A 26438-nucleotide genomic window follows, 5' to 3' on the forward strand; every position below is an offset into this window, starting at 1 on the left:
ATGATCGCCTCTGCCTTAGTTTGATAGGTTGTATATTTTTGAGGTAACGGCGCGACTGCGCTTATGCCAACTACTTTTTTGTTTACCGCCAGATTCGGCATATTCGGCAAATTCTGGATAAGCATGTACCAGATCGGTGCGCTCTAGAGGCCATTGCCATTCTTCGGTCATTAACAGTGCCCAAGGCAGATTGCGGTCGGTTTTAAAGTAAATACCTTGTTCTGGGTTACTTGCATCTACTCCGAGATTAAACATGGCGTCAGCATTAAATTGCTCGGTAGGTGCAACATCAGCAAGGTGGACTTCCCATTGGCGACCAGGGTGGAAAGGCAGTCCTTCACCGTGATAGTAGCCAGGAGTGGCAAAAATGAAGGGGTCATAAGGCATAGCGATCAAATTTGAGCGATCACTGTTATCTTTCAAAGTGATATGCAATTCAAAATTGAAGTTTTCATTTTCTATGCAGCCAATTTGGGTTCTAAAAAATGCGCAAGTGTCGGTTTTATAGAGGGTTAAATCCTGTTCAACTATAAAGATAGCTTCGTTGCTACTGAGCTCTAATCCATTATTTTCAAGTTGGGTACCATTGTGATATTGACGAGTTAGCTCGGTATCGATGCTGTTTTTATCTAGCCCTTGTAAGCGCACCGCAAAGCCATTGTGATAATCAGCACCGACAGCGGACAATCGTCCTTGGATCAGTGATTTTTCTACTTGTTGATTACGCAGTACTTCAGTAACTCGATAATGAATAACGACATCATTCATATCGTAATCAGCGGTATAGGGCCAATTATCTTCATAGGCAAGGGTGGCGTATCCGGTTTCACTAGGGAAGTGTCGAATAGAAATGCCTTCGCTAGAAACGGTAATGGGATGATCTTCAACTTCGCCAGATGTGGCGCCACCATAGTAATTCAATCCTTGCTGCTGACTGAATCTAAATCGAGACCAAGTGCGTCCATCGACGGCGTTATACGCTACCGTATAAGTAAGGGGGTTGATCCCTGGAGATAAAAGTACGTCGGAAAACACTTTTTCGCCGTCATCGTCAAAGTCACCGTCTTGGTTCCAATCAAACCATGCGGATAAGTAGCCTTGAGTAGAAGCATTCACAGTCACAATCGAGTCAAGCCCTGGCTCTATAGCCGTGACAAACCCCACGCCTGATTCGTCTGAAAGCCCCGTGCTATCGTCACTTAAAGGAGCGACAAGGCCATCTTGTTCACCGTCGGGCGCTTGGTCGCCTAAGTAAGTAATGCCGTCAATTTGATGACGAGGTCCGTTGTTTTCTAAGGTGGTTTGGTAGCTTTGCGGTGCATCACCAAAGTCTATTGTAGAGTCTTCATCAATGAGCGGGGCATTGGCACAGCGTGCACCGTCGTTTTGCGATGAACTTGGGCCATCGGCAAATTTAAGAGCAGGGACTATTCCTTGGGCAATTTTGTTGGGATCAGAAAGATCAATGCGGTAAATATGACCATCTTGGTTTCGCGAAACATAGTAGTTACCGTTAACGTCAAAATAACCAGCGCCAAAGGTTCCCGTTTCTCCAGTATCACCTATCTCAGTTGCGACTCCAGTGTCAGTATCGAAGCTGTATAAAATGCCGCTGCTGTTGTCTACGCCATATAACTGTCCGTCTTGTGGGTGAAATGCAAAGTCCGTTAGGTTGATAGGGGCGTTAGCAGTAATTCTTTCGACTAATAATTGTGCGTTAGGATCATTATCCAATGGCGCAAGATCGACTTTGAACAAGCCTTTTCCTTTGCGATACAGAAAGTAAACGTTGTTGGCGACATCGCCCACATAAAAGGTGTGGTCTGTTGGTAGGCCCACCGTATTTAAAACCTCTGCTTGAAAGTCTTCACCTAAACGAACGAGCTGTTTATTGCTGGTGTCATAGCCATAGATATAACGACTATCAAAATCAAACCCTACGCCATTGATATTGGCATCTAAGCCCGTGTCTGATTGCAGCAGGGCCGTTTGGCCTGTGACTAGGTTGATGCCATATACCTGAACAGGGTTGGCTTGAAACAAATACGCTTTACTTGGGCAAGTTTCAAAAGAGGAGGCATCGCTATCTAACGGAGCAAGGATAGCTGACGCAACCAAAGCTCCTAGTAGAGAGTTATTGAATAGTGTGTGGTTTGGCATGGTGATTTCCCTATACATTGTTGTTAACTAAATGGCTAACTATGTTCATGTTTTTCGCATGTATTGTTTATCTTCCAAGATGTGTGCCAGTTTTACGGAACTTAAATCAGGGAAATCATTGGGTTTTATACTGTTTTGATTCTCAATATGAGAATTAGCAAAAAATGACGATAAAAATGAAATAGCCCAACGCATAAAGAGAATACGTTGGGCTAAGGAAGGCGTGTATGTAAGGTGGTTGGTATTATTGGCCTCGTCCGTCAACCATAATCCAAAGTGTTCTTACGGTAATATGAAAATCGGTACTGAGCCAACTAAGGAAACTGCTATGAGAAAGGGCATAGCTATGATCAAAGCCAACTTTTGAACGTACATCATCGATGCAGGTATCGTAGCCTTGATTTACTTGTGCCAAACCGGTAATACCGGGTAATACACCGTAAGTACGGTCAGCAAAAAATGGGATTTGATCTTCAAGGGTTTTATAGAAAATTGGACGCTCAGGGCGCGGACCAATTAATGACATTTCGCCTTTTAATACGTTAATTAGTTGTGGCAATTCGTCCAGTCTGGTTTTACGAAGTATTCGTCCAACTGGTGTGATCCTAGGGTCATGCTGGGTTGCCCAACTGGCACCTTTTGCTTCTGCATCTTGGTACATGGTGCGAAATTTAATGATTTCAAACAATGCCATTTCATTCGGGGTTGATTTGCCGACACGCAATTGACGATAAAACAGTGGGCCTTTTGAGGTCGCTAAAATGGCGATGCTGATGACTGGCAATAAAGGCAGTAACAAAGCGATGCCAATAATAGAGCCGGAGATGTCGAAAAATCGTTTGCCGATGCTGATCGCGGCATTTTTTTTGGTCAAGGTGTACATAATAATTCCTTTTATATGATGCGTTAGTGATTGTTTTTAATAATTAAATAGCGAACCCCGCCAATGAAATTTGCGGTATGTCCCATGCAAAGATAATGGATAAGTCCTAAAGGCTTAATGCTAGTGAGTGATGGAAGTAACCAACACACAATGCTGGTGGCAAAAATGGCGATTTGAGCATAAAAGGCCAATTGGAAAACAGCATACTGCTGCAGGATGGCACTGGTAATTAGGGTAATGAAGATCAAATAGGGAGTGAGCAGTCTAAGGCCTTTTCCAGAAAAGAAAGCAAAAGCGATGTTTTTAAATTTAGGGTGAAACAAGCCGAATAATGTGATGGCTTGTTGCATGTTTCCGGCCGAAATTCGTAACCGACGAGCAAAGTCATCCTTTAAAGAGGTTGGCTGCATTTCGGTAGCGATAACGTCAGCATCATAGTCGGCCAGATACCCTTTTTTAACAATTTGCATCGGTAGGATGAAGTCATCGTTAATACTATTGGAGGCAAGCGGTTGAAATAGGTGACTGCGGAAGATATAAAAAGCGCCATGAGAGCCAATAGATGTCGCTAGATTGGCTTCAGCAGCTTTTAATTGGCTTTGATATTGCCAATATTTTTGTTCGCCATCACTACCTGAGCTAAATAATGAATAGCTCCCATTGACGACGCCTACCTTTTGATTATTGAAATGTGTTTCAGCCACCAATAGAGCATCAATGGAGACCAGTGATGTCACATCACTGAGCACGGTTAAGTCACTGCTGATATTAGGCACAACTTCGTTAATAATGGCGACTTTGCCTCGGTTTTGCTTATGCGCAATCACTTCAAAAAGAGTATCGGCGCAGATGGCTTCTTGAATTGTGGCGGTTGCCACCTCAAACGTGTTGTCTGTACAGCCATCGCAAATGATTTTGACGACCAGTTTTTGTTTTGGGTAATCCAGTGAAGCTGTGTTGCGAATCTTGTCGGCTATCCATGCTTGTTCGTTGTATGCCGGTATCACAAAAGTGACAGTGGGGCGGTTCGAGTCTTGTTGACACTGTCTAAAGTGACGTTGACTGGCCCGAGACGATTGTTGGGATGTGTGTTTTGTCCACCATTTAAGAAGCAATGGATAGCCGGCATGATGATAAATAACCAGTAAACTAGCGACAATAAAAACAATGCTTAGCAGCATATGATAGTGAGACATGTTAAGCCTCCTTGGCGAAGAGCTGTGAATATCTAGTGACAACGTCACGAATGTCATGGTTTTTCACCACAAAATCACGAGGTGAACCGGTGTTAAATTGAAAGGATTCAATGGCCGATGCCAATTCGCTAGGGCTATTGGCAGCAACAAGTCGTCCACTGTTGGGACATAAGGTTTCGTTGCTAGCACCGACATCAGTGACCAGTGTTGGAATAGCACATGCTTGAGCTTCAATGGCAGTAAGTGGAAATCCTTCATGTCGAGATGGCAGACAAAACAAGTCTAAACTTTGATAAAAACAAGGCATGTTATCCACACGACCAAGAAATAATACTCGTTCTTGTAAATTCAATGATTTGACTAGCCCAATTAATGACGTCATTTGCGAACCATCGCCTGCGATGGCAAGCACGTATTGTTTGGGCAATAGTGAAAAAGCGTGAATAAGCAGATCGTGGCCCTTAACTGCCTCTAATCGTCCTGCGCTACCGATGATAGTGGCATTTTTCGGGATATTTAGGGTGTTGCGTGCCGATAGCTTGTCACCGGGTAAAAAATGTTTGGTATCAATGCCATTGTGGATGGTGGTTAATTTAGCGTAAACAAACAGATCATTTAAACGCTGCTCTACTTTAACCGCATCTGCAACCAGAACTGGTTTCACCCAATTAAGTAGAAGCTTTTGAATTTGTTGATGTTTATAACGATTGAGGTGCCATACATCATGCTCGGTGTGTACTTTTGAGCGCACGCCACTTAATTTTGCAGCCACCCCAGCATACAAAAGAGGGCCAATGTGATGAGTGTGCACCACATCAACGGATAACCTTTTAAACAGCGCACACAAATCAGAGATAGTTTTGCTGCAAAATCGCTCAGGCTTATTTAAGAATATCAACTGCTGAGAAAATGCCTGTAAGCGTGGCCATTTGGCAATAGCATCTGTTTTTGTCCCTTGTAGGCTAACAATATAGACATCATCATTAGCATCACCAAAGGTAATAAAATCCAACGCTAGGCTCTCTATACCTCCGGGCGCTAAGTGTTGCACTACATGAATGATTGTTCGGCGTCCTTTCTTCATAACAATTCCTTGTTCAGCTTTATATTACTTCTTGGGTAATACGATGCATGACTCGTGCCAAACGATAAGTGATTGAAATTTAGAGTAATTAATTTTCATGGTGATTTTTTCTTACTATGAGAATCAATTTGAAATTCAGCCAAGACAAATAACACTTTCAGTGTGTGTCCTTAAAACAAAAAGGCCCGGATTCGGTGTGTGTCCTTAATTGCGCTCAATTGCGAGAGTGCAAATTTCAAGACCTGACCCCATATCACTGGCCCCATATAATTGCTTTTTGGAGAGGGCTTACTGATAGTAAATAGACAATACGACGAATACATTTTTAATCGTGGGAGTTCAAGAATGACGCAGGAAGTTAAGCAACAAATAGGCAATATTGCCTTGGTCGTAGAGAACTATGATGACGCGATTGAGTTTTATACTAAAAGGCTCAATTTTACGTTGCTGGAAGATACTGACCTTGGCGGAGGAAAGCGTTGGGTTCAAGTCTCACCACCAAACTCTAATGGAACCAATTTATTATTGGCGCAAGCCAGTACAGAAAAACAAAAACGAGTGGTTGGAAATCAAACGGGTGGGCGAGTGTTCTTATTTTTGCAGACTAATGATTTCTGGCGAGACTATAACCAAATGAAAGTGAATGGGGTTAAATTCAACGAACAGCCCCGTACAGAGAGTTACGGAACCGTCGCAGTATTTCAAGATCTCTATGGTAATAAATGGGACTTATTACAACTCAATTGAATGCTTAAATTTGGTGTGTGTCCTTAAAATATTAGAAAAATTTATGGTGTGTGTCCTTAAAATTTTAGCGACTAGAGTATGCAAATTTCAAGACCTGACCCCATCATCTGCCCCTACTATCGCATAAGCACTCGATTGCATTTATATTCATAATTTATTTCCACTTTTTGTTATTTTTTATGTTTTAAGAAAAACCTAAAACACCCATCTATGAATCATATGTCATATATAATTCTGCACTGATGTATAAAATCTAGTGCTTATAGTGTGTTCACAAATTAATACACTATTTTACTCTTTATGTTTTTTTTAGAAAAATTTGTTGACCACCGTCAATTTTTTTAGATTAAATATGCGCATAATACCGCCTAAAGGGCATTTCTATATGCTGTAGTTAACTAAAAAAGAGGTGGTTATGACTCAGCCGTTTGATAAAGACGTTAAAGTCGGAATTGGTAGTTACGTAGCGTTAGCTTTTGCTGTCGTGTTCTTTTCTGGATTCATGCAATCAAGTGAGTGGTATGGGGTTTTTGACTTTACAACTCTAAATGGTTCTTTTGGCAAGGTTGCTTATGCAGTATCCGAGACGGCAGATGGTGTGCAAGCTGCTACAACGTCTTTGCGTGGTAAAGGTGGTAGTGGTGCTCGTGACGGTTTCATTTTCGCATTAACTCTTATCCCAACCGTGATGTTTGCTCTAGGTATGATCAACGTTCTTGAGCACTATGGTGCACTTAACGCAGCTCGTCGATTATTGACTCCTCTTCTTCGTCCATTAATTGGTATCCCAGGTAACTCGGGTCTAGCACTGATCGCTTCTTTGCAAAGTACCGATGCAGGTGCGGCAATGACTCGCCAGTTAAAAGATGAAAAGCATTTAACTAAGCGTGAAACTGATATCTTCACCATGTTCCAATTTACCGCAGGTGCTGCAATTGTGAACTTCTTCTCATCAGGCGCTGTGCTGTTTACGTTAACCAACCCAGATGGCTCGATTGCAGTTCCATCGTCGATTGGTCTGGCTGTAATTGTAATGTTTGCCTTCAAGTTTATTGGTGCAAACTTGTTCCGAGTTTATCTAAACATTACCGAAGGTAAAGAAGGTCAAGACAACGAGAAGAAAGACAAACAAGAGAAAACATTGACTGAGGAGACAGCATAATGAGCGAAGTCAAAGCGAAAAAACCTATGGTGACAGATATTTTTGTTGAGGGTGCTAAAAAAGGCTGGGTTATCGCAACTACCTCAACAGTTCCAAATGTTTTAATGGCATTTGTTATCATCAAAGCATTGCAAATTACTGGTGCTCTAGATCTTATGGGTTCTATCTTTGCTCCTGTGATGGCTGTTTTTGGTCTACCGGGTGAAGCAGCAGCTGTGTTAATTGGCGCATGGATGTCAATGGGTGGCGCAGTGGGCGTGGTGATTACTTTGTTTGACCAAGGTATTCTAAATGGCGCACATATTGCGATTCTGGCACCTGCTATTTACCTAATGGGTTCGCAAGTTCAATATATGGGTCGCATCATGGGACCTATCGGCACTGAAGCTCGTTATATTCCGGTGATGATTGCTATCTCAATCATGAACGCATTTGGCGCCATGTTTGTCATGAATATGATTCTTTAAGGACTCGCGATGAATTTTTCCCTAAACGAATATCTAGAAGAGCTTCGCCCTTTAATTAATGTAGATTGTGGTACTTATACCGTTGCCGGTATTGAGGTGATTGCGAACCTCATGGCTGAAAAATATCAATCAATGCCTGGCTGGACAGTTAAGCGTATTGACTGTGGTAAAGCGGGTGTAGGGCTTGAAATTCGCAACCAACCTGATGCTGATCATATCGATGTAATGATGATCGGGCACATGGATACGGTGTTCCCTGTTGGCACAGTTGCTGAACGTCCAATGTCTTTGGATGCAGAAAAAGCTTATGGCCCAGGTGTTTCTGACATGAAATCAGGTTTGCTGAATGTGGTATACGCATTACGTAACCTAGATCAAGCGGTATTAGACAAGCTATCTATTTGCATCTGCATGAACCCAGACGAAGAAACCGGTTCCATGGATTCGGTTGATTGGATTCAAGCAACGGCTAAAAAAGCTCGCAATGTGTTAGTGATTGAAGCGGCGCGCGCGGACGGTGGCTTAGTTAAAGCTCGTAAAGGCATGGCACATTACAAAATTACCTTCAATGGTAAAGCGGCCCACGCTGGCAACGAGCCAGAAAAAGGCCGCAGTGCGATTACTGAAATGGCCAACTGGATTTTAGCAATCAATGCGATGACTAATTTTGAGTCAGGCACAACGCTAAATGTCGGTGTCGTTTCAGGTGGTGCAGGGGCGAATATCGTACCTGATCTTGCCACTGCTATTGTTGATGTTCGTTTTTGGGATAATGCGGAATACGATCAAATTGATGCTCTTCTTAAACAAATGATCGAAACCCCATTTGTTGAAGACGTCACTATTGCCATTGAACGTGAAGCCTACAAACCGTCTATGGTACCTTCAGAACTCACTGAGCCACTAATGGCAATGGTGCAAGAGTCGGCCGATGAGCTAGATATCGATATTAACTGGAAAGAGGTCGGCGGCGGCTCAGATGCTAACAACACTGCTATCTTAGGTGTGCCAACACTCGACGGATTAGGCCCTATTGGTGCAGGCTTTCACAGCGCGGACGAATATCTGCTGCTTGAGTCGATAGAACCACGCATCAAATTGCTAATGAGTGTGCTAACTAAGCTCGCTAAATAAGTTCATTTCTTAGCTCTAATTAAAGCCGCGAGTATGGTTACTCGCGGCTTTGTTGTTTTACAATTATTCTCATATGACAATATTAAATCTGATACGCACATATATTCACATAAAACTAAAACTATGTGGAATATACTTCATATGCATTAAATTATTTGTAATAGAAAAATTCATTGAATGTTGATCTATAACATATAGATGTTATTTCTCTGGTTCTTTGTCGCTATGAACAATAGGTAATTTCCATTAATATATTTGAATAAATATATGATGGTTTTTGGTGATGAAGTGTTGAGTTGGAAGACTTGGAAACAACGATATTCAAAACAAATAGAGCATGTGGCAGGTTATGAGGAAGCATTTGTTGATCGAGTCCTGACTCAACTACCCGAAGTAACGCCTAATGATGTTGTTCCTCAATATCACTTTAAGGATGATAATGGGAAAAATCGTTATATTGATTTTATGATAATTAATAAATCGAAAGGTTATTGCCTCCCAATTGAGCTTGACGGTACTTATAAAGATGTTAATCATCAGCGATGGAAAGACTTTTTAGTTCGTCAAAATTCACTGATTACTAAGTTTGGTGTTGTTTTAAGGTTCACAAATAAGCAAATGCTGTTTGAATCAGATAAAATAATTCGTAAAATCAATGATACTTTATATATTCAATCAAAAAATAAAATGACCGATGAATATAAACAAAAAGAGCGAGAGAACTTAGTATCTTGGTATGACGAGAAATTAAATAATTTGGAAGAGAAGAATAAGAATACTACTGATATAAGATTACAAATTAATGAGCTTCGCTCTTTAATTTTGGATATGCAATCAAAAAACGATACCAATAATAATCTGGATACACATCAAAAAAGTAACAATAGAAATAAAGGTATAGCTATTGGTGTTCTTGTATTAATGTTAGTTATTGGTGGAGTATTCTTTATATCTAGTAGTGATAATATTTATGATATTAACGAATCTACTCCAACTAAAATAGAACCTAAAAATACTACTAATTTTGAACCGGAGTCTTCACCAGTTAATACATGGAAAGAAGTTTCAGACTCCGAAATAAAACAAGTATTATCTTCCGCTTCTTGGATGCCTAATGGTGCAGTATCTTCTAAATCTGCATCGAAGTACGTTGGTGATTATAAAACTATTTGTGGTGTTATTTCACAAATTAGTGATTTTTCAAAGGGTACATATTTGAACTTTGATGAAAAATTCCCTAAATCAACATTTAGCATGGTGGTTTGGAGTAATGACAAAAAAAATATACTAAACGGTAAGTTATCGTTTGAGTATTTTCTACATAAAAAGGTATGTGTGTCAGGAAAGATTGCCAAATACAAAACCCATATACAAACTACGGTAAATTCAAGAACACAACTAGATGTTTTTTAAGGAAGCAAAATGAAAAAATTACTCATATCATTATTTAGCATGCTTGCTATGTCATTTAGTGTCCATGCGACCGAGGCAAGAATAGAAGCATATAAAGCTCCTTTTCATGTAGGTGAAACCGTAATGGCGTGTGGAAAAGTAGCACAGGTATCTCAGGGAAAGAAATCGCAGTATCTAAATTTAGATAAATCTTATCCAAATCAAACTCTAACAATATTAATCTGGAATAGAAACCTTAACCCCTTTGAAGAACGTTTTGGTAAATTAGATAATCTTGAAGATCAAAAAATCTGTGTTCGTGGAAAGATTACAGAGTACAAGAATAAGCTTCAAATTCAAGTTTCCAATCCTCAGTATTTACGTTTAATGGAATAAGAAAAGATTAATACGGTGCTTCTTAATAGAAAATAGGAGCACCGTATTTTTATTGAGCATATATTATAATTTTTATCGGCTATATCAAGGACAGGCACCGATACAAAAATAAAAAAACGTAAATTAATCAATGAGAAGCAGGCGATATCACCATAATGGGTATCGACGTTACGGATTTGACATCCGCTTCATTTCGTATTGTGGTGTCAAACAGTTCTAATATAATGGCAATGCCTGTGCCAAGTCCTAATCCACCGATTAATCCAATAATGAGGTAGATAAACATAGGCCAATTTGAAGGTGAGCTTGGGGTGAAAGGCAGATCGATAATTTTGACTCGCTTATTTTCTTCAAACACGCCCAACGCCCCTGTGAGTTGCGCCATTTCGTAGCGTTGTACTAACTCTTCATACAACTGACGTTTCATTTCTACTTCTCTTTTCAAGCTATAAATTTCTTTGACGTTGTCTCCATAGCCTTGGGTTTTTGTTTCTAGTTCTTGGATCATACTGCGCAGACGGTCTGTCTCTTCGGTGAGGGCTTCAAAACGGCTGCGTATTTGTTGTAGATTTTGCAATTGGCTCATCAATAAAGGCTGAATGCTCGCGATATTGTTGATGCTTTGACTGCTTGCCATATTTCGTAATTGATCGGTATTTAGACTTGGTTGATTGGAATTGAGTAACACCTCACGTTCTTGTTCCAAACGGTTTAGTTCTCTTTGTTTAGCTTGAACTGAGCTGTGATTTTGGGTGTATCGTGCTTGAAGTAAGGTTAACTGGCTGCGAATTTCGATGATCTTGTCTTCAATACGTCCCACTACTGGATTGGTGCTCGACAGTTGTTGGTCTAGCGATCCTAAGCTTCGCTTCACACCAAATAACTCGGCTTCTTTTTCAGCAAGGCTTTGCTTTAAGACAGCAATGCGAGCATAGCTTTGGCTTTGGATCTCTGGGGTAAGAGAGGAGTGAATATTGGTGTAATCTGCCAGTTTTTGCTCCGCCAACTGCAACTCTTCAAAACGTTTGTTGATGTGTTCGGTTAAAAAGGTACTTGAATCGCGAATGGACGAGCGTTCAGGGGCCAGTAATTGTTCAATAAAATGGTAACTGACGGACTCTAATAGTTCCTTCATACCTTCTGGTGAGCGCGCAGAATATTCTATTTTGAGCAAGTCTTTTCCTTGTTGGATTACGCGTAGATTCATCGCAATTTTTGCCATTATTTGATCTTTTTCATAATCAGAACTGCTGTCATCAACAAGCGCTAATTCTTGCGCGACTAAAGACAAAACATGCCGACTTTTTAACAGTGTCTGCACGGCACTGAAGCGATCATTTAACCCAGTAGAGACTGCAAGATCTTGTAAAAATGGGTTCATTTTGGCTGTTTCTTGGATCAGCATGCTGGTATGTGCTTTGTACTGTGTTGGGGCCAGTTGCGCAACGCTAACCGCGACGATAGGTAATATCAAACTTGGTAGAAATATGACCCAGCGTCGGCGCCAAGCACTGACAATAAGTTCGGCGATGCGTATTTTTAATTCAATCATAACAACTCCAAAATCCAATCAACAAATTCAGATCTTTGCTGCCAACTTTGCTGTTTTACGCATTGGCTATCGCAAGGGCTAAGCGCTTGAACATTCTGTAGTCGTTCTATCAATTGCTGTGTGCTATTTATGCAGTTAACTTGCTCGATAAATGGGGTAATTGCAGGGAAGTGGGTGCTAATGATCGGAGTCCCACAAGCAATGTATTCCATAAGTTTTAAAGGGCTACAGGCTTTGATTTGCTCATTCAATAAAAATGGCAGCAAGCTGACATCCCAATGCTGGCAATAACGGGGCAGTTCATGGTGAGGTTTAGGACCTAGTAGGTGAATGTTACTGAGATTAGCAAAGGGATTGTGGTTAAGCTCATTGTGTCCAATGAACACAAAATTCCAATTGGGGAGGGCTTTTGCTGTTTGATTGATCAAATCATAGTCTAGCCAAGTTGATAAGCTGCCGTAAAATCCTGCGATTGGCTTGCCGGTAGGTAAATCGTTTGCAGGTGTTGTGGGCGTATTAAATAGCGGATAGTTTACGCCATGACGAAGCAGTTGCGTTTTGCAGGCAGGAAATCGCTGTTGCATTGCTTCGCTGGCAGTCAGGATCAAATCGGCTTTATCCGTCAGGGTGCTTTCATGCTCTAAAACAGTGGCGTGATCGACTCCGGCCAGCGAACCAAAGTCATCTCCGCAATAATACACGACTGACGAGTCATTAATATGTCCGCAAAGATCGGCCGCAGTTGGCAAGGAAGTCCATAAAATTGGATTGTTAAACTGCAGCTCATTTAGGATTGGACGCAACTGTTGACTCATCCATTCTTTAGCAAAATGACGTTCCCATTTGAAGCGAGGTGCAGGTAAGGTTTTAAGGTTGATCACCTTGATGTTGCTGGGAATCGCCTGATTGGATTGAAATGATGGCAGTTTTTGCTCACTGACAGAGAATAATTTACGACAAGCACGCTGCACATCTCGTACTGATAAAGTAGGTTTTCGCAGGCCAATGGAGTTAACCCACAAGATGCGGCGCTGAGGGTTTAAGCCCGTTATGATATGTTGCGTACTTGAAGGAAGGCCGCCGAAATCTTCACCAAAAACAATGAGATCGCGCATATTAAGCTCCTTGCTTTGTGCTGTAAGTGTGGGCGATGTGCTTAATCACTTTTGCTGGAACTCCAGCAGCAACCACATAATCGGGAATATCGGTTGTCACCACGCTGCCAGAGGCAATCACAGCGCCTTTGCCAATGCTCACGCCCGCTTTAACGATGCAATTAGTCCCAAGCCAGCAATCTTTTTTTAAAATGATGTCGCCAATTTGTGAAATATCATCCGGTTTTCCTTGGGCGCGTTTCGTCGCATCCAATGGGTGGCCTGAGTAGCCAAATAAATTGGCTTTTCCAGCAATGCGAACATTATCTTCAATGACGACTTTGGTTCCGACGGCTATGGTCGTTTGCCAACCTATACCGACGTTAGAGCCGATTGTCAGTTGTGGATCACTGACGTGCGCGCTGGCGCTAAAGGTGGAGTGTCCTGAAATGCGGCAGTCATCGCCAAGGCTTATTGATAAGGGACCAGAAATAAAAGGGATGCCACCGTAAAGATAGAGAGACTTGCCTGATTGTGAGCAGTAACCTCGAAAAGCGGGAGTGTAAAACAGCACTCTTGTCAGAAAATGTACGCTGTTGCGTACTAGCACATATCCGCTATATAGGGCGCGATTGATACCGTGAGGAAACCGAATATCACACACGCGAAGGGCTTTTGCGATAGCAAACAACTTCTTACCGAAAGGTGTTTGGCTTGTTTTGAGCTTTTGTTTACATTGATTAATTGTGAACACCTTCATGGCAACCATCCTTAGCGCACTGATATTGGAAAAATTCTGTATTGTTCAATTTAAGTAATACACAGAACGTGCCAGAAATATAAAGGCTTAAAAACAGTGGCTTACCAATTAATGAAAACTAATTCTTAATTTGAGAATCATTTTGAACTATGTGAGACACGCAAATAATCAACGCCGCTAAAATATAGATAGGCCAAACGAAGGCTTGAGTTAGGAAGGTACCCGAGACAATAGTGCCAATTAGTCCTGCGTATACGGCATTGGCAGAACTGACTAGGTAACCCTCAGGTTTTGGCATACGTTTTAATTGCCGATTGGAGCGTTTAGCGGTGCGTAAAAGAGAGACAATTAAGGCGATAAATACGGTTAATCCCACAAACCCAGTTTCAGCAAGAACACCGAACCAAGTGCTGTGCACTGCATGATTAAGCCCATCCCAATGCGAGCTGTAAAAATAATAGTTGGAATAAAAATTATTAATTCCGACACCGGTAAAAGGGTTATGCACAGCCATTTTTATTGCTGCTTGCCACGCATATAAGCGTCCCATCGATGAAGAATCAATTCCGGCTTCAGCTGCGCCGCCAGAAGCTCTATCAGCAATACCGGCTACAAAATACAGCGCAAATAACCCGATTGCCCCCACACTAACCAGTAGCAATTTTGAGCGAACAGCTTGGCTAATAAAAACCGCATACACGGCAATCATCCCCAATAATCCGCCACGACTTTGGGTGGCAACAATGGCCATCGATAATAAAACCAGAACGCATAACCCGACCAATCGAGGAAAGAATCTAAGGTGAGGGTTAAATAGAAAGCTGGCACAAAAAGCCAGTGGAAATAACAATACTAACGCCAAATCATTAGGGTCCCCAAGCATCGAACCTATTTGGCGTCCAATAGTAACGCGAGTGCCTTCTACCAGCCCTATGTCATTGATTGAGTTGTATAATGCAACGCACGCCACTAATGCGCCTGCGATAATGATGGCCCAACATATTTTTCGCAGCTGTTGTTTGTTATTGATGATCCAGATAATGGCTAACGTCATCAACATTATCTTCCAATATACGCCTTTAAAGGTTGCGATGGCTTCAGCTCGGTTTGTAGCAAATGCCAACCCTATGCTAACCAATACCCAAAATGCCACTAACCATTTCATTGAAGGGTGCCAATAAATGCTCAGTTTTCGACTGATAAAGGCATGCCAACACAAAGAAGCAAGCGCCCCTAATGACAATAGTAACGGCAATTTGAACGGCATTAATTGGGGTATCACCTCATGAATTCTAAAAAATGAAAATAAAACGAATAGAGTGACAAACCAAAACAGATGTTTGATTACCAATAAAGCCGCGATTGGAAGCAGGCACAACGCAAGCCCCGTAAGTGGATGAGGCACTTTCCACCACAACAAAGCAATTATACTGATGACAAATAGTGTCAGGGTAACACTGACAGCAATCTTGTTATCTTGTAAGCCTTCGCCACCATTATTCATGAGCTTGTGCCTGTTTTATTGAGCCGCTTTTGGCTTGTTGTAGAGAAATGGTTTTCTTTGCAGGTAACTGATAAATAGCCAAAAACAGCAATGAACTTATCACAACAAGTAGCAAGCTCATGAGTGGCGAACTGTTGTGGATACTAATCAGTGTCGAGATAGTAATCAAAGGGTACAAGCATAGCCTGATTGTGCGAAAGGGAAGAAAACAGCAACCTTGAGACAAGTAATAAACAAGCGCTGCACGCAGCAACTGCGCACAACCAATACTGATCATGATTGACCAGATACCCCATTGATAAGTGATTGCGCACCAAGTCACAGTACATAAGGTGATGCTAAAGTTGACCCACAAAATAGTGCGTGTTTGTTTTTGGTAAAGTAGTCCAAGATTAAGTAGTTCGGTAAATTCTTTACCCAGCACCATAAAAATAGCGCCAACAAGTAAGCTTGCGGCAAATGCATACTGCTCGGTGAGCGCAAAATGCAGTAAGTATTGGCCAAATACAGCAACGCTAACAGAAGCGATACAGATATAGATAACCCCAATTTCGGTGATTTTGGCTGCTTTTTGTTTGTTTTTATCTAGCATAGCGTAACGTTTTGGTAACCACCACATACCAAAAGGTTGGATGAGAACGCACAATGCTAAGGCAAATTTAGCGGCAATGGCGTATTGCCCCACCATATACAGTGATTCAGCTTGAAGCATAAACCAGCGCTCAGCCCCATTTAACCCAAAAGCGATAATACTCGATAGCATCAGGGGTAATGAATAACTTAGTGCGGTATTTACCAAACGGACATTAGGTAAACAAAATCGAAGTTGACTGCTGTAGATGAGTGCAAAGAATTGTGCACAATGCGCTATAAACCCTGCTAGAAGCACTCCAATAACGTCAAAATCAAGCAAAAGAGCACCGATCACTAAAGTGACTTGTAACACACTGGTACCAATACAAATCTGACAAAAGGCTTTGATTTTGTCTTGCATCCGAAGCCACGCAAGACAAACCGCAATCGCTCCTTCAATAGTTAGAGAAAGCCACAAAATCAACACGGTGTCTTTCGAAAGCACCCAGCTTGCCGACCATTCTATTGCTGTAGTGAGCAACAACCCAATCGTTGCTAAGCAAATAGAAATCATCAAGGTCATTGAAAACAGCTGATTGGCCACTTCATGCTTGCGCTGACTAGAGCTATTGTTAGAGCAGTAACGGTACAAAGCTTCATGCAAACAACCAGAGAGTAAGATGCCGATGAATGAGGCCGTTACGGCTAAAAGCTCTAATTCACCTATTTGTACCGGCGACAGAAACCGCGTAGTAATCGGTAGCATGATTAAGGACAGGCCTTTCATAAAAAATAACGAAAGGGCGTAGCAGACCATTTGTGTCTGCCCGTTTGACAGGCGAATAGTGAGCTTTTTCATGACTCTTCTCCTGATCGCTCAGCAGTCATTGCTTGCTGATGACTCTGCAAAGGGTCAGCTTTAATAGCATTGACTATTTCTCTATAACATTCTTTGGCTAAGTAAGTGGCGGCAAGTTCTTTGCCTGATTGAGCAATAGCATAGAAACGTTTGATATCACGACTAATATCACTCATCACTTGGCTTAAACTATTGGCATTATTGGCCTCATATTTAACACAATGCACACCATCTTTTAGGTGCCTGTCCCAAAAAGCGCCGTCTTGGGGTATCACGACAATCAGGCCTGAAAAGAGCGCTTCGAGGGTGGACAGTCCGAAAGGTTCATTGATGCTGGTGGAAATATAAACATCGGATTGAGCGCGGATATCATCAAGGTTTTCTGGCTGATGATGCCAATGTATCGGCTTAATTGTGGTGTCTATTTTAGATTGTTCGAGATTGGCATGTTGCGGTTTGATGTAACATACCTGCACGCTTGATGATTGATTAAGTGGCGTGATAGCAGTGGCATGCAGCAGAAGATCCAAGCCCTTCCATTTCAATAAAGATGCTGCCCAGAAAAATTGAACTTGATGGGGGTTGGCTGAAAAGCGATGCCTAGAAGGCAGATTTTGTTCATCTAAGCCATTAGCAAAAGGCATAAAATGTTTAGGCAGTGAGGTGACTTGCAAGCAATCGAGTAATGTGCGCATGCTTGATTGCAAATAAAAACAGGCATGCCCTTGCATTAAGCACCACTGCACAGCGCGGCTTTTTCCAACCGGACCGTGGATAAGTTGAATGACTCGAATACTTAACAGCTTACCAACCACATAACCGGCAAAGTCCACTCCAGGTCCTGAAGCCAGTAATATCGAAGTGGGTTTTTTACCTTGGCTTAGCCAAATAATGAGCGTAAAAGCCAGTAGGTAAAGGGATAAATAGACTTGTTTGACCCAATAATATAGACCTTGTGTACGGGTCGCTAACCCTTTTGGAAGCCACAATGCGCTGCTCGATGTGTCCTCAGAATTGAGCCAACTTTGCTTGCATGCGCTTAACACATAAAAGTGTGTGTCCTTAAAACGAACAGCCTTAGAAGGGCGTTGAAAAAGGTGTGTGTCCTTAATTGAGGCCTTGTCATTTGTAGGGTTACCAGTTGAAGGATTGCACGTTGAATGTTGCTGGCGGTTAACTTGTTTGATGGCAAGTAGGGTCGCCACTTTTGAACCTCCGTGGTAAGGGATTGGGTCAAACACAATGCATGGATTAGTTGGCTGGTTAGGCGTCATAGTGACCTCGCAATTGTTGTTGAATAGGGCGCATTACTCGAGTGTGGAAGAGGGTTTTTAGTGGGCGTAACAAGCCTTTCATTAAATCCAACCATGTTAGAGAGGGCTTATTGAGTAATTGTTGGTAAATGCTCTCAATGTTGTCGGTATTAGTTTGTAATGAGAAGTGCGCCTTTGCTATTTGTCGTCCATTGTTTGCCAGAGTGTGTCTCAGGCTTGGATCATCGATGAGTGTTTTAATTGCTTGAGTAAGCGCCTTAATTTCATTATGTCCATTTTGGTAAAGCAGCCCATTGACCTTATCTTTAATCACTTCAGCAATCCCGCCAACGTGAGGGGCCACCACGGCAAGTCCGGCCAATGAAGCTTCGACAAGCACTAAGCCAAACGCTTCACTTCTGGCACCGCTGACAAAAAGATCGCATCCGCCACTTAGCCATTCATCGACATTGCTCTGTTCGCCCACAAAATGAACGTTATTTAATAGATGCAGGCGTTTTGTTTGCGCAATTAGATTCAGACGCTCGCTTCCTTCTCCAATAATGATCAGATGGTATTCGTCCGGGGTATTGTTTAAAGAAGCAAGGGCCTGAATGAGTTTATCAAAGCCTTTTCGATGAATAAGAGAGCCGACACTGATCAAAACCTTTGCACCTTGTGCAATGTTAAGTCGTTGTCGTATATCGATATTTTGGCTAAGACGTGTGTTTGGTATGCCGTTATGGACCACAGCAAGCTGAGAGTTTGGGTAGCCTTCGTTTAATAAAGGCTTAGCAACGGCATGACTGACAGCAATCAGTTGCTGCGCGCAATGCAGGGTTAGGGTAAAGCGATCATGCAGATTATAAGGACTATGTATTTGGCACAGCAGCGGCGTGTTATGGATTTTTGCTGCCAGTGTCATCCATTGACATGCTGCGCCACTGTTTACATGAATGAGCCCAATGTTGTGTTGTGCAAGGATGTGGGTTGCAGTTTGGTATTGCCCAAACCACTTACTCAGTGAAAAGGTACGCTGCTGCAAATCAATCAGAGAAAATTCAGAGTAATAAGTGATGATATTCTTTGACTGTAACTTACTGTGCATGACCGAGTTATTGGTCCAAACCACCGCAGTAAAACGCGATGAAAGGGTTGCAATGAGATTGAGTAGACACATCTCACTGCCTCTGATCCAATGGTCCCCATAATGGACAAAAAGGACTTGGGTAGTTGGGGGCATTGCGTTCTCCCTAAAGCGTACATTTAATGACTACTTTAGGTGTTGCAATTAGGGTGCCAATTTTAAGTTGTTGTTTTAAATGCAGATTATATGGAGAGGGATTTTATTCTTAAATTGAGAATCAGTTTAAGAAAGATTAAGTAACCGCCGTTAACTTTGATAAAGAGATAAGATTTTTGGCACTATCGCCTGAGTTGAATAGTGCTGCTCAATGGTGTTTATGGCATTGTTTGCCATGTGATCTTTTTCCTGTGTTGTCATTTCAAACCATTGCTGTAAGCATTGCGATAAGGCGGTAATATCATCCACAACCCAACCATTGCTAGCTTGATCAATCAGTTTTTCTAATGCGCCAACATTGAGCGCAAGCACAGGTATTCCTCTAGACATGGCTTCTAAGGCGGTCATAGGTAGGCCTTCAAATCGTGAGGTAATAATAAGCAGTCCAATGTTTTGCCAGCATTGATGCATGTCATTGCTAAATCCGAGCAAATGAACATTATGCAGCGCGCGTTGGGCTAATTCTTCTTGCATTGGTCCGTCGCCGTAGACATAAAATGAATGTTCAGGATGTAGCATAGCCAAATCTAAAAAAGAGTCGGGACCTTTTTCGTGACTCAACCGCCCGACAAACGCCAGTTGTTTACCTTGGCTCTTAACGGCTGATTGCGTACCGACAAAATTATTTAAGCAGTGGCTTTTAACTGGCAGTCTTGCTTGTATTTGCGGGCTGACGCACAGACTATGCTTGGACAGTGGCGAGCTGTATCGGTCAAGAGCGTCATACAGACGAACTTTGCCACTGGGCACTTCTCCGGCATGATAGGTTGTGATTTGTCGGGTGAGACCCGGTACAGTTTTCACTGCCAATTTGCTGATTATACTGGCTTTATAGCCATGCGCATGAATGGCCATCGGTTGGTGTTTTTTTATCGCGCGTCTTAGTTGCCAGCATTGTTGTGCGATAGAGTGATTTGATGGCGCTTTTGTTACATTGGGTTGACTGGCTAAATTTTTAGGGCGAGTTAAATCGGCAAGATAATGGAAAGCAATAGATGCTTGTTCAAGCTTAGCCACAATAGCGGAAGGTGTTGAAAATTGGCTCAGTAGCACTACTTTAACCGGCACATTAAAATCGGCAATGCCTCGCGCCAATTCAAGTACATGAGTTTCGATACCACCAAAGGTGAAGCTATCTAGCAATAGCCACACCTCATTTGGGGTAGTGGGGTTATTCGCTGGTTTGCAAATCATCTTCGGTTTCCCATTGTTGCTTTTTGCGATAAACCGTAGAAGGGCTAAGGTCGAGCAACACCGCCGCATTGATCACGTTACCGTCACAATGTTTGATGGCATTTTGTATGGTTTCCCGCTCAACTTGCCACATAGGTTTGATAACGTACTCTTCTGCTCGGGCTACATTGTTTGGCATAGCTTGAGCATCATGAGTTGTTGGAGCGTGAGTTGTTGGAGCGTGAGTTGTCGGAGCATGGTGAGTTTTTTCATCTGGCGATGCCGATTCAAATTGCGTTACAGGCGCAGTCGCTTGGTGACGATCGGCATCTACCGGATCTGGGGTAATAGATTCTGGAGTTATATGCACTGCAGAAACGGGCTTAATCGGAGCCTTTGTCACAGCTGTGGTGTTGACAGATACAGTGTTCAAGGGCGGTGGCAGTTGGCTTACTTCCACTTTAGTGCCATCGTTTAATACCACAACATTGCGCATAATATTTTGCAATTGACGCACATTGCCGGGCCAAGGATAATTTTTCAGTCGTGCTTCTGTTTCAGCGGTTAAGCCGGTGAATTTTTTACCATCTTGTTTGGCATACAGTTTTACAAAGTGCTTGGCTAAAGTGGCGATATCTTTGTCGCGTTCTCGTAAAGGCGGCAGCGTAATAGGGATAACATGCACTCGATAGTACAGATCTTCGCGAAAACGACCTGCTTCTATTTCTTTTAATGGGTCTTTATTGGTGGCGCAGATGATGCGTACATCACCCTTTAGTTCTTTACTGCTACCAAGGGGAGTCACGCTACCAGTTTGCAAAAAGCGTAGCAATTTTTTTTGCATTTCCAGTTCCATTTCACACAACTCGTCCAAAAATAAAGTGCCGCCATGCGCCTGCATTGCTGCCCCTTTACGGTCGGTGGTTGCGCCGGTAAAAGCGCCTTTAACATGACCAAAAATCTCACTTTCCATTAAGTCGCGCGGTATTGCGCCGCAGTTTAGCGCAACAAAAGGCTTATCGGCGCGTTTACTTTGTTTGTGGATGGCTTCTGCGCACACTTCTTTGCCTGTACCACTTTCACCATTAATAAAGACGCTGGCGGTGGTCGGCGCTGCGGCATCAATAATTTTATACACCGCTTGCATAGGCAGGCTTGAACCAATAAAACCATGATAGTTAGGTCGATCAAATTTTGATTCAAACTTGTTAACTAAGCTCTCTAGTTTTGTACGTTTAAGGTGCAATGCTACGGATGTTTTTAGACGGTCAGCGGTAATGGGTTTTTCAAGAAAATCATCGGCGCCTTTTTGAATCAAATTCACCGCAGTATTGACTGAGCCATGTGCGGTAGCAATGATGACCGACGTGGCGATCTCTTGCTCATTGATCCAGTCTAAAATTTCTTCACCTGTGGTGTCGGGAAGTTTTAAATCGAGAATGACGAGTTGTGGGGTATGATGCTGAATAAACCGCTTTGCATCTTTACCTGTCTCCACATGAAATAGGTCGTACGCTTCATCCTTGACGTATTGTTTGTATAAAATGGCCAGTGAGTTGGAGTCCTCAACCAGTAGTACTTTTGGTCCCATAAAACATCCTTTTAAACCAATGAGTTACTAATTTATAGTTCGTCTTTTAAGCTTTGCAAAGCGGATTGTGATTCGAGGGCTAAATTTGTTAGCAATTCGGCGTTTTGTAGTGCATTAACGTATTGTTTATTTTGACACTCTAGCTCAATCGTTTTGGCAAGTTTACCTAACGCACACACACCAATGGCTAAAGACGTCCCTGCGAGCGTATGACTTTCAAACTCTAGAGTTGAGTAATCTTTATCTTTGGCAGCTTTGGCCATTATGGTGATTCGTTGTTGCGATTCTTCAAGGTAGCTGTCAATCAGAATAGGCAAGACTTCAACACTGGTATCACTGATGATTTGTTGTACGGTAGTATGATCAATAAGAGGCTCTGGCACGGCAATAACTTCCTTGTGTTATACTGTGTTGATTTGCTTTTTTGTAAATAGACTGTAAAAAGCCTTTAACATTGAGTATTCCTCTTATTTATCAATATTTCTAGTATTAATTAACCCTTTTTAGAGGCTACACGGCGTGGTTTAAAAAGGACCAGCGACGAACGTATTGATTGAATCGCTCTTTCATCTTTTTCGGGATAATGCGATTGCGTCCTATCAAGTGACATAGCTGTTGCGATAACGTCTGTTGAGCGTATTGATTGAGCAATACAGCAAATATATTGGCATTAGCTGTGGTCAAATAATCGATGGCTTGGCTCAGTTGTTCTTTATTGCTATTGCCGGCTCCTAATGTAATAAAAGTTGTGTCACAGGCATTGGCGATAACAGATTGAGAAATGCGGGTTTGATTCTGATTGATAGCGCCGGCGTCAATGACGATTCGATCATATTTACTAAACCAAAGCTCAAACTGCTTCGCGAGTGAGCGAGGGTCTCGATAGGGCATTTGTTGATTTAAGGTGCTAGGGACAGCCACACCACTAAATATTTGTAGCGTGTGGCGGTTTTGCACCCAATGGACTTCTGAACTTTGAAGATCAGCCTCTTCAATCACAGAGTTTTTAATAGGCCAAGTGTGTTCAAACTGCGGATTTTCTAGATTTAAATCGACGAGCAAAGTACGATAACCCGATAGCATATATTGCTCGGCGAGTGCGCAGGCAAAGGTAGTCACACCCGCACGAGGTTTGTTGCCAATTAGGCAAACACTGCGCATGTTGGCCAGTTCTAATTGCAGAAACATTGGCGTCAATTCTGAATGGGTGCTGTGAATCATTACAGTGCTCCTATCAATATGATGGTGGTAGCAATTTTTAAGACATCATCCAGTCCATTGCGCGCCTTTTCCATTAAGCTTTCGCGTTGATGAGGAATGTAAACGGTGTCTCCTGCGCGAATGACAGGTAATTTGCGAAAGTTAGCTGTTTTACTAAACTCCACCAAATCAAAAACTCGAGCTTGGCTTTGGCAACAAGACATATTGACCACGCTGATTTTTTGCAAATAGGCTTGCTCACTTGGGCCTCCTGCTTCTGCAAGCAAGTCTAAAAGAGTCATGTTGTCATCAAACACATATCGTCCGGGATTGTTCACTGCGCCTAATACGCGCACCGTAGATTCTTTTGAACGGTCGAGCCAATTTTTGTCTTTTTCTGGGATATAGATGGTGTCGCCAGTAGTGACAACGGGAAGCAGTGATTCATCTCCCGTCTCGAAATACAAAGACAAATTCAATTTACTGACCTGTGAGTAGGTCTTATCACGATGAGTAATGCGGATGTTATGAATGTCAGCGTCTTTGGTTGGGCCATCGGCAGCCGACAGAATATCTAAAAAGTGCATTTCTTTGGTGAAACGATAGCGCCCGGGAGCATTGACTTGACCAAACACATAAATAGACGCTTCTGATTTTTGACGTACCCACTGAGATTTATTGTCAGAAGGGTCCTGTGGCAGGTCGTGCACACGAATGATAGAACCCGCCGCGATATGAGGCAGTTGTGAGCGTTTAGCGCCATTTCTGATATAAGCATCTAAATCAAATACTTGTACTTTTCGTTCGCTATCAACCACTTCAATGGTGGTCGTATCGGCGCGCAAGGTAGGGCCACCCACATGGGCTAACAGATCCATGAGATCCATTTCATCGGACCATTCAATACGTCCCGGACGTACCACCTCACCAATTACGTTAACCGCGCGATCTGGGGATATTTTTAACCATGACTTCTCGTTCATATCGGTTTTTTCAGGAACGAAAATAGCATCCCCGTTGGCAATAGCCGGTGGTCGAGCGCCGCCTAGACCTTCAGTGAAAGCGGTAAGATCAAACTTAATTACGCGCCCATCTGCTTTGATCAAACGGATTTGACGAGATTCTGCAAAGCGGGTTGGCCCGCCAGCATTGGCTAGAATATCCATAAAAGTAGCGCCAGGTTTACCTTCAAATGCGCCGGGTGCGGCGACTTCGCCCATGACATACACCATGTTGGCACCTGATTTGATCTCTTCTTCCATTTTCGGCACAAACACAATGGCACCGGGATTTAAGCGCGGCAGTAACGATTCGTCGCCACTATCTAGATAGCGCTTTAAGTTAAAAATGGTTGGGGTATTGCCAGAAATAACGCGAATTTGCTCAACGCTGGCATAACGAGTTACGCCTCCTGAGCGCATGATGATATCCACCAAGTCGGTATTGGTTTTAAAGCTAAAAGAGCCGGGCGCATTCACTTCACCAAATACTTTAATGGCTTTGCGTGAATCAGCGCTATCGCCAGCATTTGCCAGTTTGGCAGCATCAAATTCTTGCTCAATGTTACCCACCATTGGCGAGGCGGGAACAAAGATCGTATCTAACGATTTCAGTTTAGGCAGGCTAGTTTCACTTCCTGTATCTAAGAACGTTTTGTAGTTAAATTCATTGATGTCACTGCCACGCTTAATTTGCAGTTTATTTAGTTGAGCACCAGGGCGAATGCCCCCTGCGGCGTACAGCGCCATTTGAATGGTGGAGGATTCAGGGAGTGTGTATTCTCCCGGTGAGCGCACATAGCCTTGAATTGATAATAAGATTTGACGCTCAGATACGTAAATACTGGCGTTAGAGAGATCGCGGTACACTTTGCTTAAAGCGTCTTTAACCACTTTGCTTAGCTGCTCTTCCTCAAAGCCGGCCACATACGTTGGGCCCACTTCTGGCAAAGTGATTCGCCCTGATTTATCCACCTGAAAGCCCTTGTTTAAGGATTCTTCACCGGGAAGATTGACTTGGATAAGGTCGCCAATTTGCACCGGTTTCGCCATAACATGGAAACTGATACTTACCATCATAATCAGTAAAATCTTAAAGATGTTCATAGCCGCCTCCTTGGGCTTTAGTCGAAATAATATCGATACTGACTCGACGGTTTGTTAAACGAATAGCAGGGGTATCACCTTCGGTAAGTGGTAGAGTTTCACCAACAGATAAGGTTTGGATTCGGGCGGTTTCTAGCCCAAAAATAATCAAATAACGTTCGACTTGTTTTGCGCGGGCCATTGCCAGTTTTTCATTGTATTCGGCGCTGCCTGACATATCGGCGTGGCCTGTGACGCTTAGTTTCAAATGTCGATGCTGCTTTAAAATACTGGCGGCTTGCGCAAGGTGTCCCATGTATTTTGGGTTTATTTCGGTGGAACCGACTGCGAATTGATTATCAATATTAAGCAAGTCAACTAGCTTGGTGATGATGACTTTATCACTTTGAAATGCACTGTTTTGCGAAGGTGGCACACACTGAGTTTCGCCAGTGACATAGTCCAATTGAAGCTCAAGTTTATTAAGGTTTTTTCTTAAAATAACAATGTCGTTAGCGGCATCTAGCAATAAGTGACCTTCTAACTCCCTAGCAATGCGCTTTTCTTTGGTTTCTGCTTGAATAACAGCCGCGGGAAAACACCACTGAGCACCTTGGTTTATCAGGCTATCCAGCTGCAGCTTGGCAAGGTGGAAATCAAAACGTAAACCATGTTCAGGACCTAGCGGCTCCTCTGGGAATACGGGAGAGAAATCAGACATAGCGGTATATTCTCCCATACCACCAGCCCCATCATCAGGGTAGCTTGTACAGCCTGTCAAAATTAGTGTGGTTAATAATATTGGGCTGATTGTGCGAGGATGTATCCATTTCATCGTTTCTCTCCATCTGACGTTGTGTTACGACTCACT

At 42.6% G+C, this 26438-nt stretch carries 22 protein-coding genes and 1 pseudogene; 6 read left to right on the plus strand and 17 right to left on the minus strand.

The features are described 5' to 3' along the window. Nucleotides 1-15 precede the first annotated feature (15 nt). The 4 genes from QV280_RS14745 to QV280_RS14760 form a co-directional block, all read right to left on the minus strand. The gene (locus tag QV280_RS14745) at nt 16-2160 is read right to left on the minus strand and encodes an LruC domain-containing protein (protein ID WP_152820747.1); all 2145 of its coding nucleotides are present in this window, start codon (nt 2158-2160) and stop codon (nt 16-18) included. 244 nt (nt 2161-2404) lie between these two features. Next, nucleotides 2405-3043, minus strand: coding sequence for a sugar transferase (locus QV280_RS14750; protein ID WP_152820749.1), 639 nt, complete (start codon nt 3041-3043; stop codon nt 2405-2407). A gap of 23 nt (nt 3044-3066) precedes the next feature. Beyond that, nucleotides 3067-4239 carry a glycosyltransferase family 2 protein gene (locus tag QV280_RS14755; protein WP_152820751.1) on the minus strand — a complete coding sequence of 391 codons (1173 nt, stop codon included), beginning with the start codon at nt 4237-4239 and terminating at the stop codon, nt 3067-3069. A 1-nt stretch (nt 4240) separates the two neighbouring features. Then, nucleotides 4241-5323 (minus strand): glycosyltransferase, encoded by a 1083-nt coding sequence (locus QV280_RS14760; RefSeq protein WP_152820753.1) that lies wholly within the window; start codon nt 5321-5323, stop codon nt 4241-4243. Nucleotides 5324-5668: 345 nt separating this feature from the next. On the opposite strand from QV280_RS14760, the gene QV280_RS14765 reads away from it, so the two are divergent. From QV280_RS14765 to QV280_RS14790, 6 genes are all read left to right on the plus strand, one after another. Continuing rightward, nucleotides 5669-6070 (plus strand): VOC family protein, encoded by a 402-nt coding sequence (locus QV280_RS14765; RefSeq protein ID WP_152820755.1) that lies wholly within the window; start codon nt 5669-5671, stop codon nt 6068-6070. A gap of 415 nt (nt 6071-6485) precedes the next feature. Then, on the plus strand, nt 6486-7232 hold the full coding sequence (locus QV280_RS14770; protein WP_023403703.1) for a nucleoside recognition domain-containing protein: 747 nt from the start codon (nt 6486-6488) through the stop codon (nt 7230-7232). Then, on the plus strand, nt 7232-7699 hold the full coding sequence (locus QV280_RS14775; RefSeq protein ID WP_023403704.1) for a YjiG family protein: 468 nt from the start codon (nt 7232-7234) through the stop codon (nt 7697-7699). The genes QV280_RS14770 and QV280_RS14775 overlap by 1 nt, the downstream gene beginning before the upstream one ends. A gap of 9 nt (nt 7700-7708) precedes the next feature. Then, nucleotides 7709-8833 (plus strand): M20 family metallopeptidase, encoded by a 1125-nt coding sequence (locus QV280_RS14780; protein WP_023403705.1) that lies wholly within the window; start codon nt 7709-7711, stop codon nt 8831-8833. 267 nt (nt 8834-9100) lie between these two features. Then, nucleotides 9101-10246 carry a hypothetical protein gene (locus QV280_RS14785; protein WP_039970383.1) on the plus strand — a complete coding sequence of 382 codons (1146 nt, stop codon included), beginning with the start codon at nt 9101-9103 and terminating at the stop codon, nt 10244-10246. Between the two features lie 9 nt (nt 10247-10255). After that, nucleotides 10256-10621 (plus strand): hypothetical protein, encoded by a 366-nt coding sequence (locus tag QV280_RS14790; RefSeq protein ID WP_152820757.1) that lies wholly within the window; start codon nt 10256-10258, stop codon nt 10619-10621. Nucleotides 10622-10748: 127 nt separating this feature from the next. Here QV280_RS14790 and QV280_RS14795 read toward each other — a convergent pair whose 3' ends face one another. From QV280_RS14795 to QV280_RS14855, 13 genes and pseudogenes are all read right to left on the minus strand, one after another. Next, nucleotides 10749-12173 (minus strand): GumC family protein, encoded by a 1425-nt coding sequence (locus QV280_RS14795; protein WP_152820759.1) that lies wholly within the window; start codon nt 12171-12173, stop codon nt 10749-10751. Next, nucleotides 12170-13288 (minus strand): glycosyltransferase, encoded by a 1119-nt coding sequence (locus QV280_RS14800; RefSeq protein ID WP_023403709.1) that lies wholly within the window; start codon nt 13286-13288, stop codon nt 12170-12172. Before QV280_RS14800 ends, QV280_RS14795 begins: the two co-directional genes overlap by 4 nt. Before the next feature lies 1 nt (nt 13289). Then, the gene (locus QV280_RS14805) at nt 13290-14027 is read right to left on the minus strand and encodes an acyltransferase (RefSeq protein WP_152820761.1); all 738 of its coding nucleotides are present in this window, start codon (nt 14025-14027) and stop codon (nt 13290-13292) included. A 118-nt stretch (nt 14028-14145) separates the two neighbouring features. Further along, nucleotides 14146-15531 carry an O-antigen ligase family protein gene (locus QV280_RS14810; protein ID WP_152820763.1) on the minus strand — a complete coding sequence of 462 codons (1386 nt, stop codon included), beginning with the start codon at nt 15529-15531 and terminating at the stop codon, nt 14146-14148. Continuing rightward, a complete protein-coding gene (locus QV280_RS14815) occupies nt 15524-16963 on the minus strand; it encodes a lipopolysaccharide biosynthesis protein (protein WP_152820765.1) in 1440 nt (479 codons plus the stop codon). The genes QV280_RS14810 and QV280_RS14815 overlap by 8 nt, the downstream gene beginning before the upstream one ends. After that, nucleotides 16960-18237 (minus strand): glycosyltransferase family 4 protein, encoded by a 1278-nt coding sequence (locus QV280_RS14820; protein WP_152820767.1) that lies wholly within the window; start codon nt 18235-18237, stop codon nt 16960-16962. Before QV280_RS14820 ends, QV280_RS14815 begins: the two co-directional genes overlap by 4 nt. Beyond that, nucleotides 18227-19459, minus strand: coding sequence for a glycosyltransferase family 4 protein (locus QV280_RS14825; RefSeq protein ID WP_152820769.1), 1233 nt, complete (start codon nt 19457-19459; stop codon nt 18227-18229). The genes QV280_RS14820 and QV280_RS14825 overlap by 11 nt, the downstream gene beginning before the upstream one ends. 150 nt (nt 19460-19609) lie before the next feature. Further along, nucleotides 19610-20713 (minus strand): glycosyltransferase family 4 protein, encoded by a 1104-nt coding sequence (locus QV280_RS14830; protein WP_152820771.1) that lies wholly within the window; start codon nt 20711-20713, stop codon nt 19610-19612. Then, nucleotides 20691-22283, minus strand: a complete 1593-nt coding sequence (locus QV280_RS14835; RefSeq protein WP_152820773.1) for a sigma-54-dependent transcriptional regulator — start codon at nt 22281-22283, stop codon at nt 20691-20693. Before QV280_RS14835 ends, QV280_RS14830 begins: the two co-directional genes overlap by 23 nt. A gap of 32 nt (nt 22284-22315) precedes the next feature. Beyond that, a complete protein-coding gene (locus tag QV280_RS14840) occupies nt 22316-22666 on the minus strand; it encodes an Hpt domain-containing protein (RefSeq protein WP_367869569.1) in 351 nt (116 codons plus the stop codon). A gap of 127 nt (nt 22667-22793) precedes the next feature. Beyond that, nucleotides 22794-23504, minus strand: coding sequence for a hypothetical protein (locus QV280_RS14845; protein ID WP_152820776.1), 711 nt, complete (start codon nt 23502-23504; stop codon nt 22794-22796). Further along, nucleotides 23504-25522 (minus strand): annotated as a pseudogene (locus QV280_RS14850) (SLBB domain-containing protein); the annotation flags it as partial. The gene QV280_RS14845 and the pseudogene QV280_RS14850, both read right to left, overlap by 1 nt. Nucleotides 25523-25574: 52 nt before the next feature. Beyond that, entirely contained in the window at nt 25575-26402 is an 828-nt protein-coding gene (locus QV280_RS14855; protein ID WP_152820780.1) for an OmpA family protein, read from the minus strand. Nucleotides 26403-26438: the final 36 nt, after the last annotated feature.

This window comes from Vibrio sp. B1Z05 (assembly GCF_052955985.1).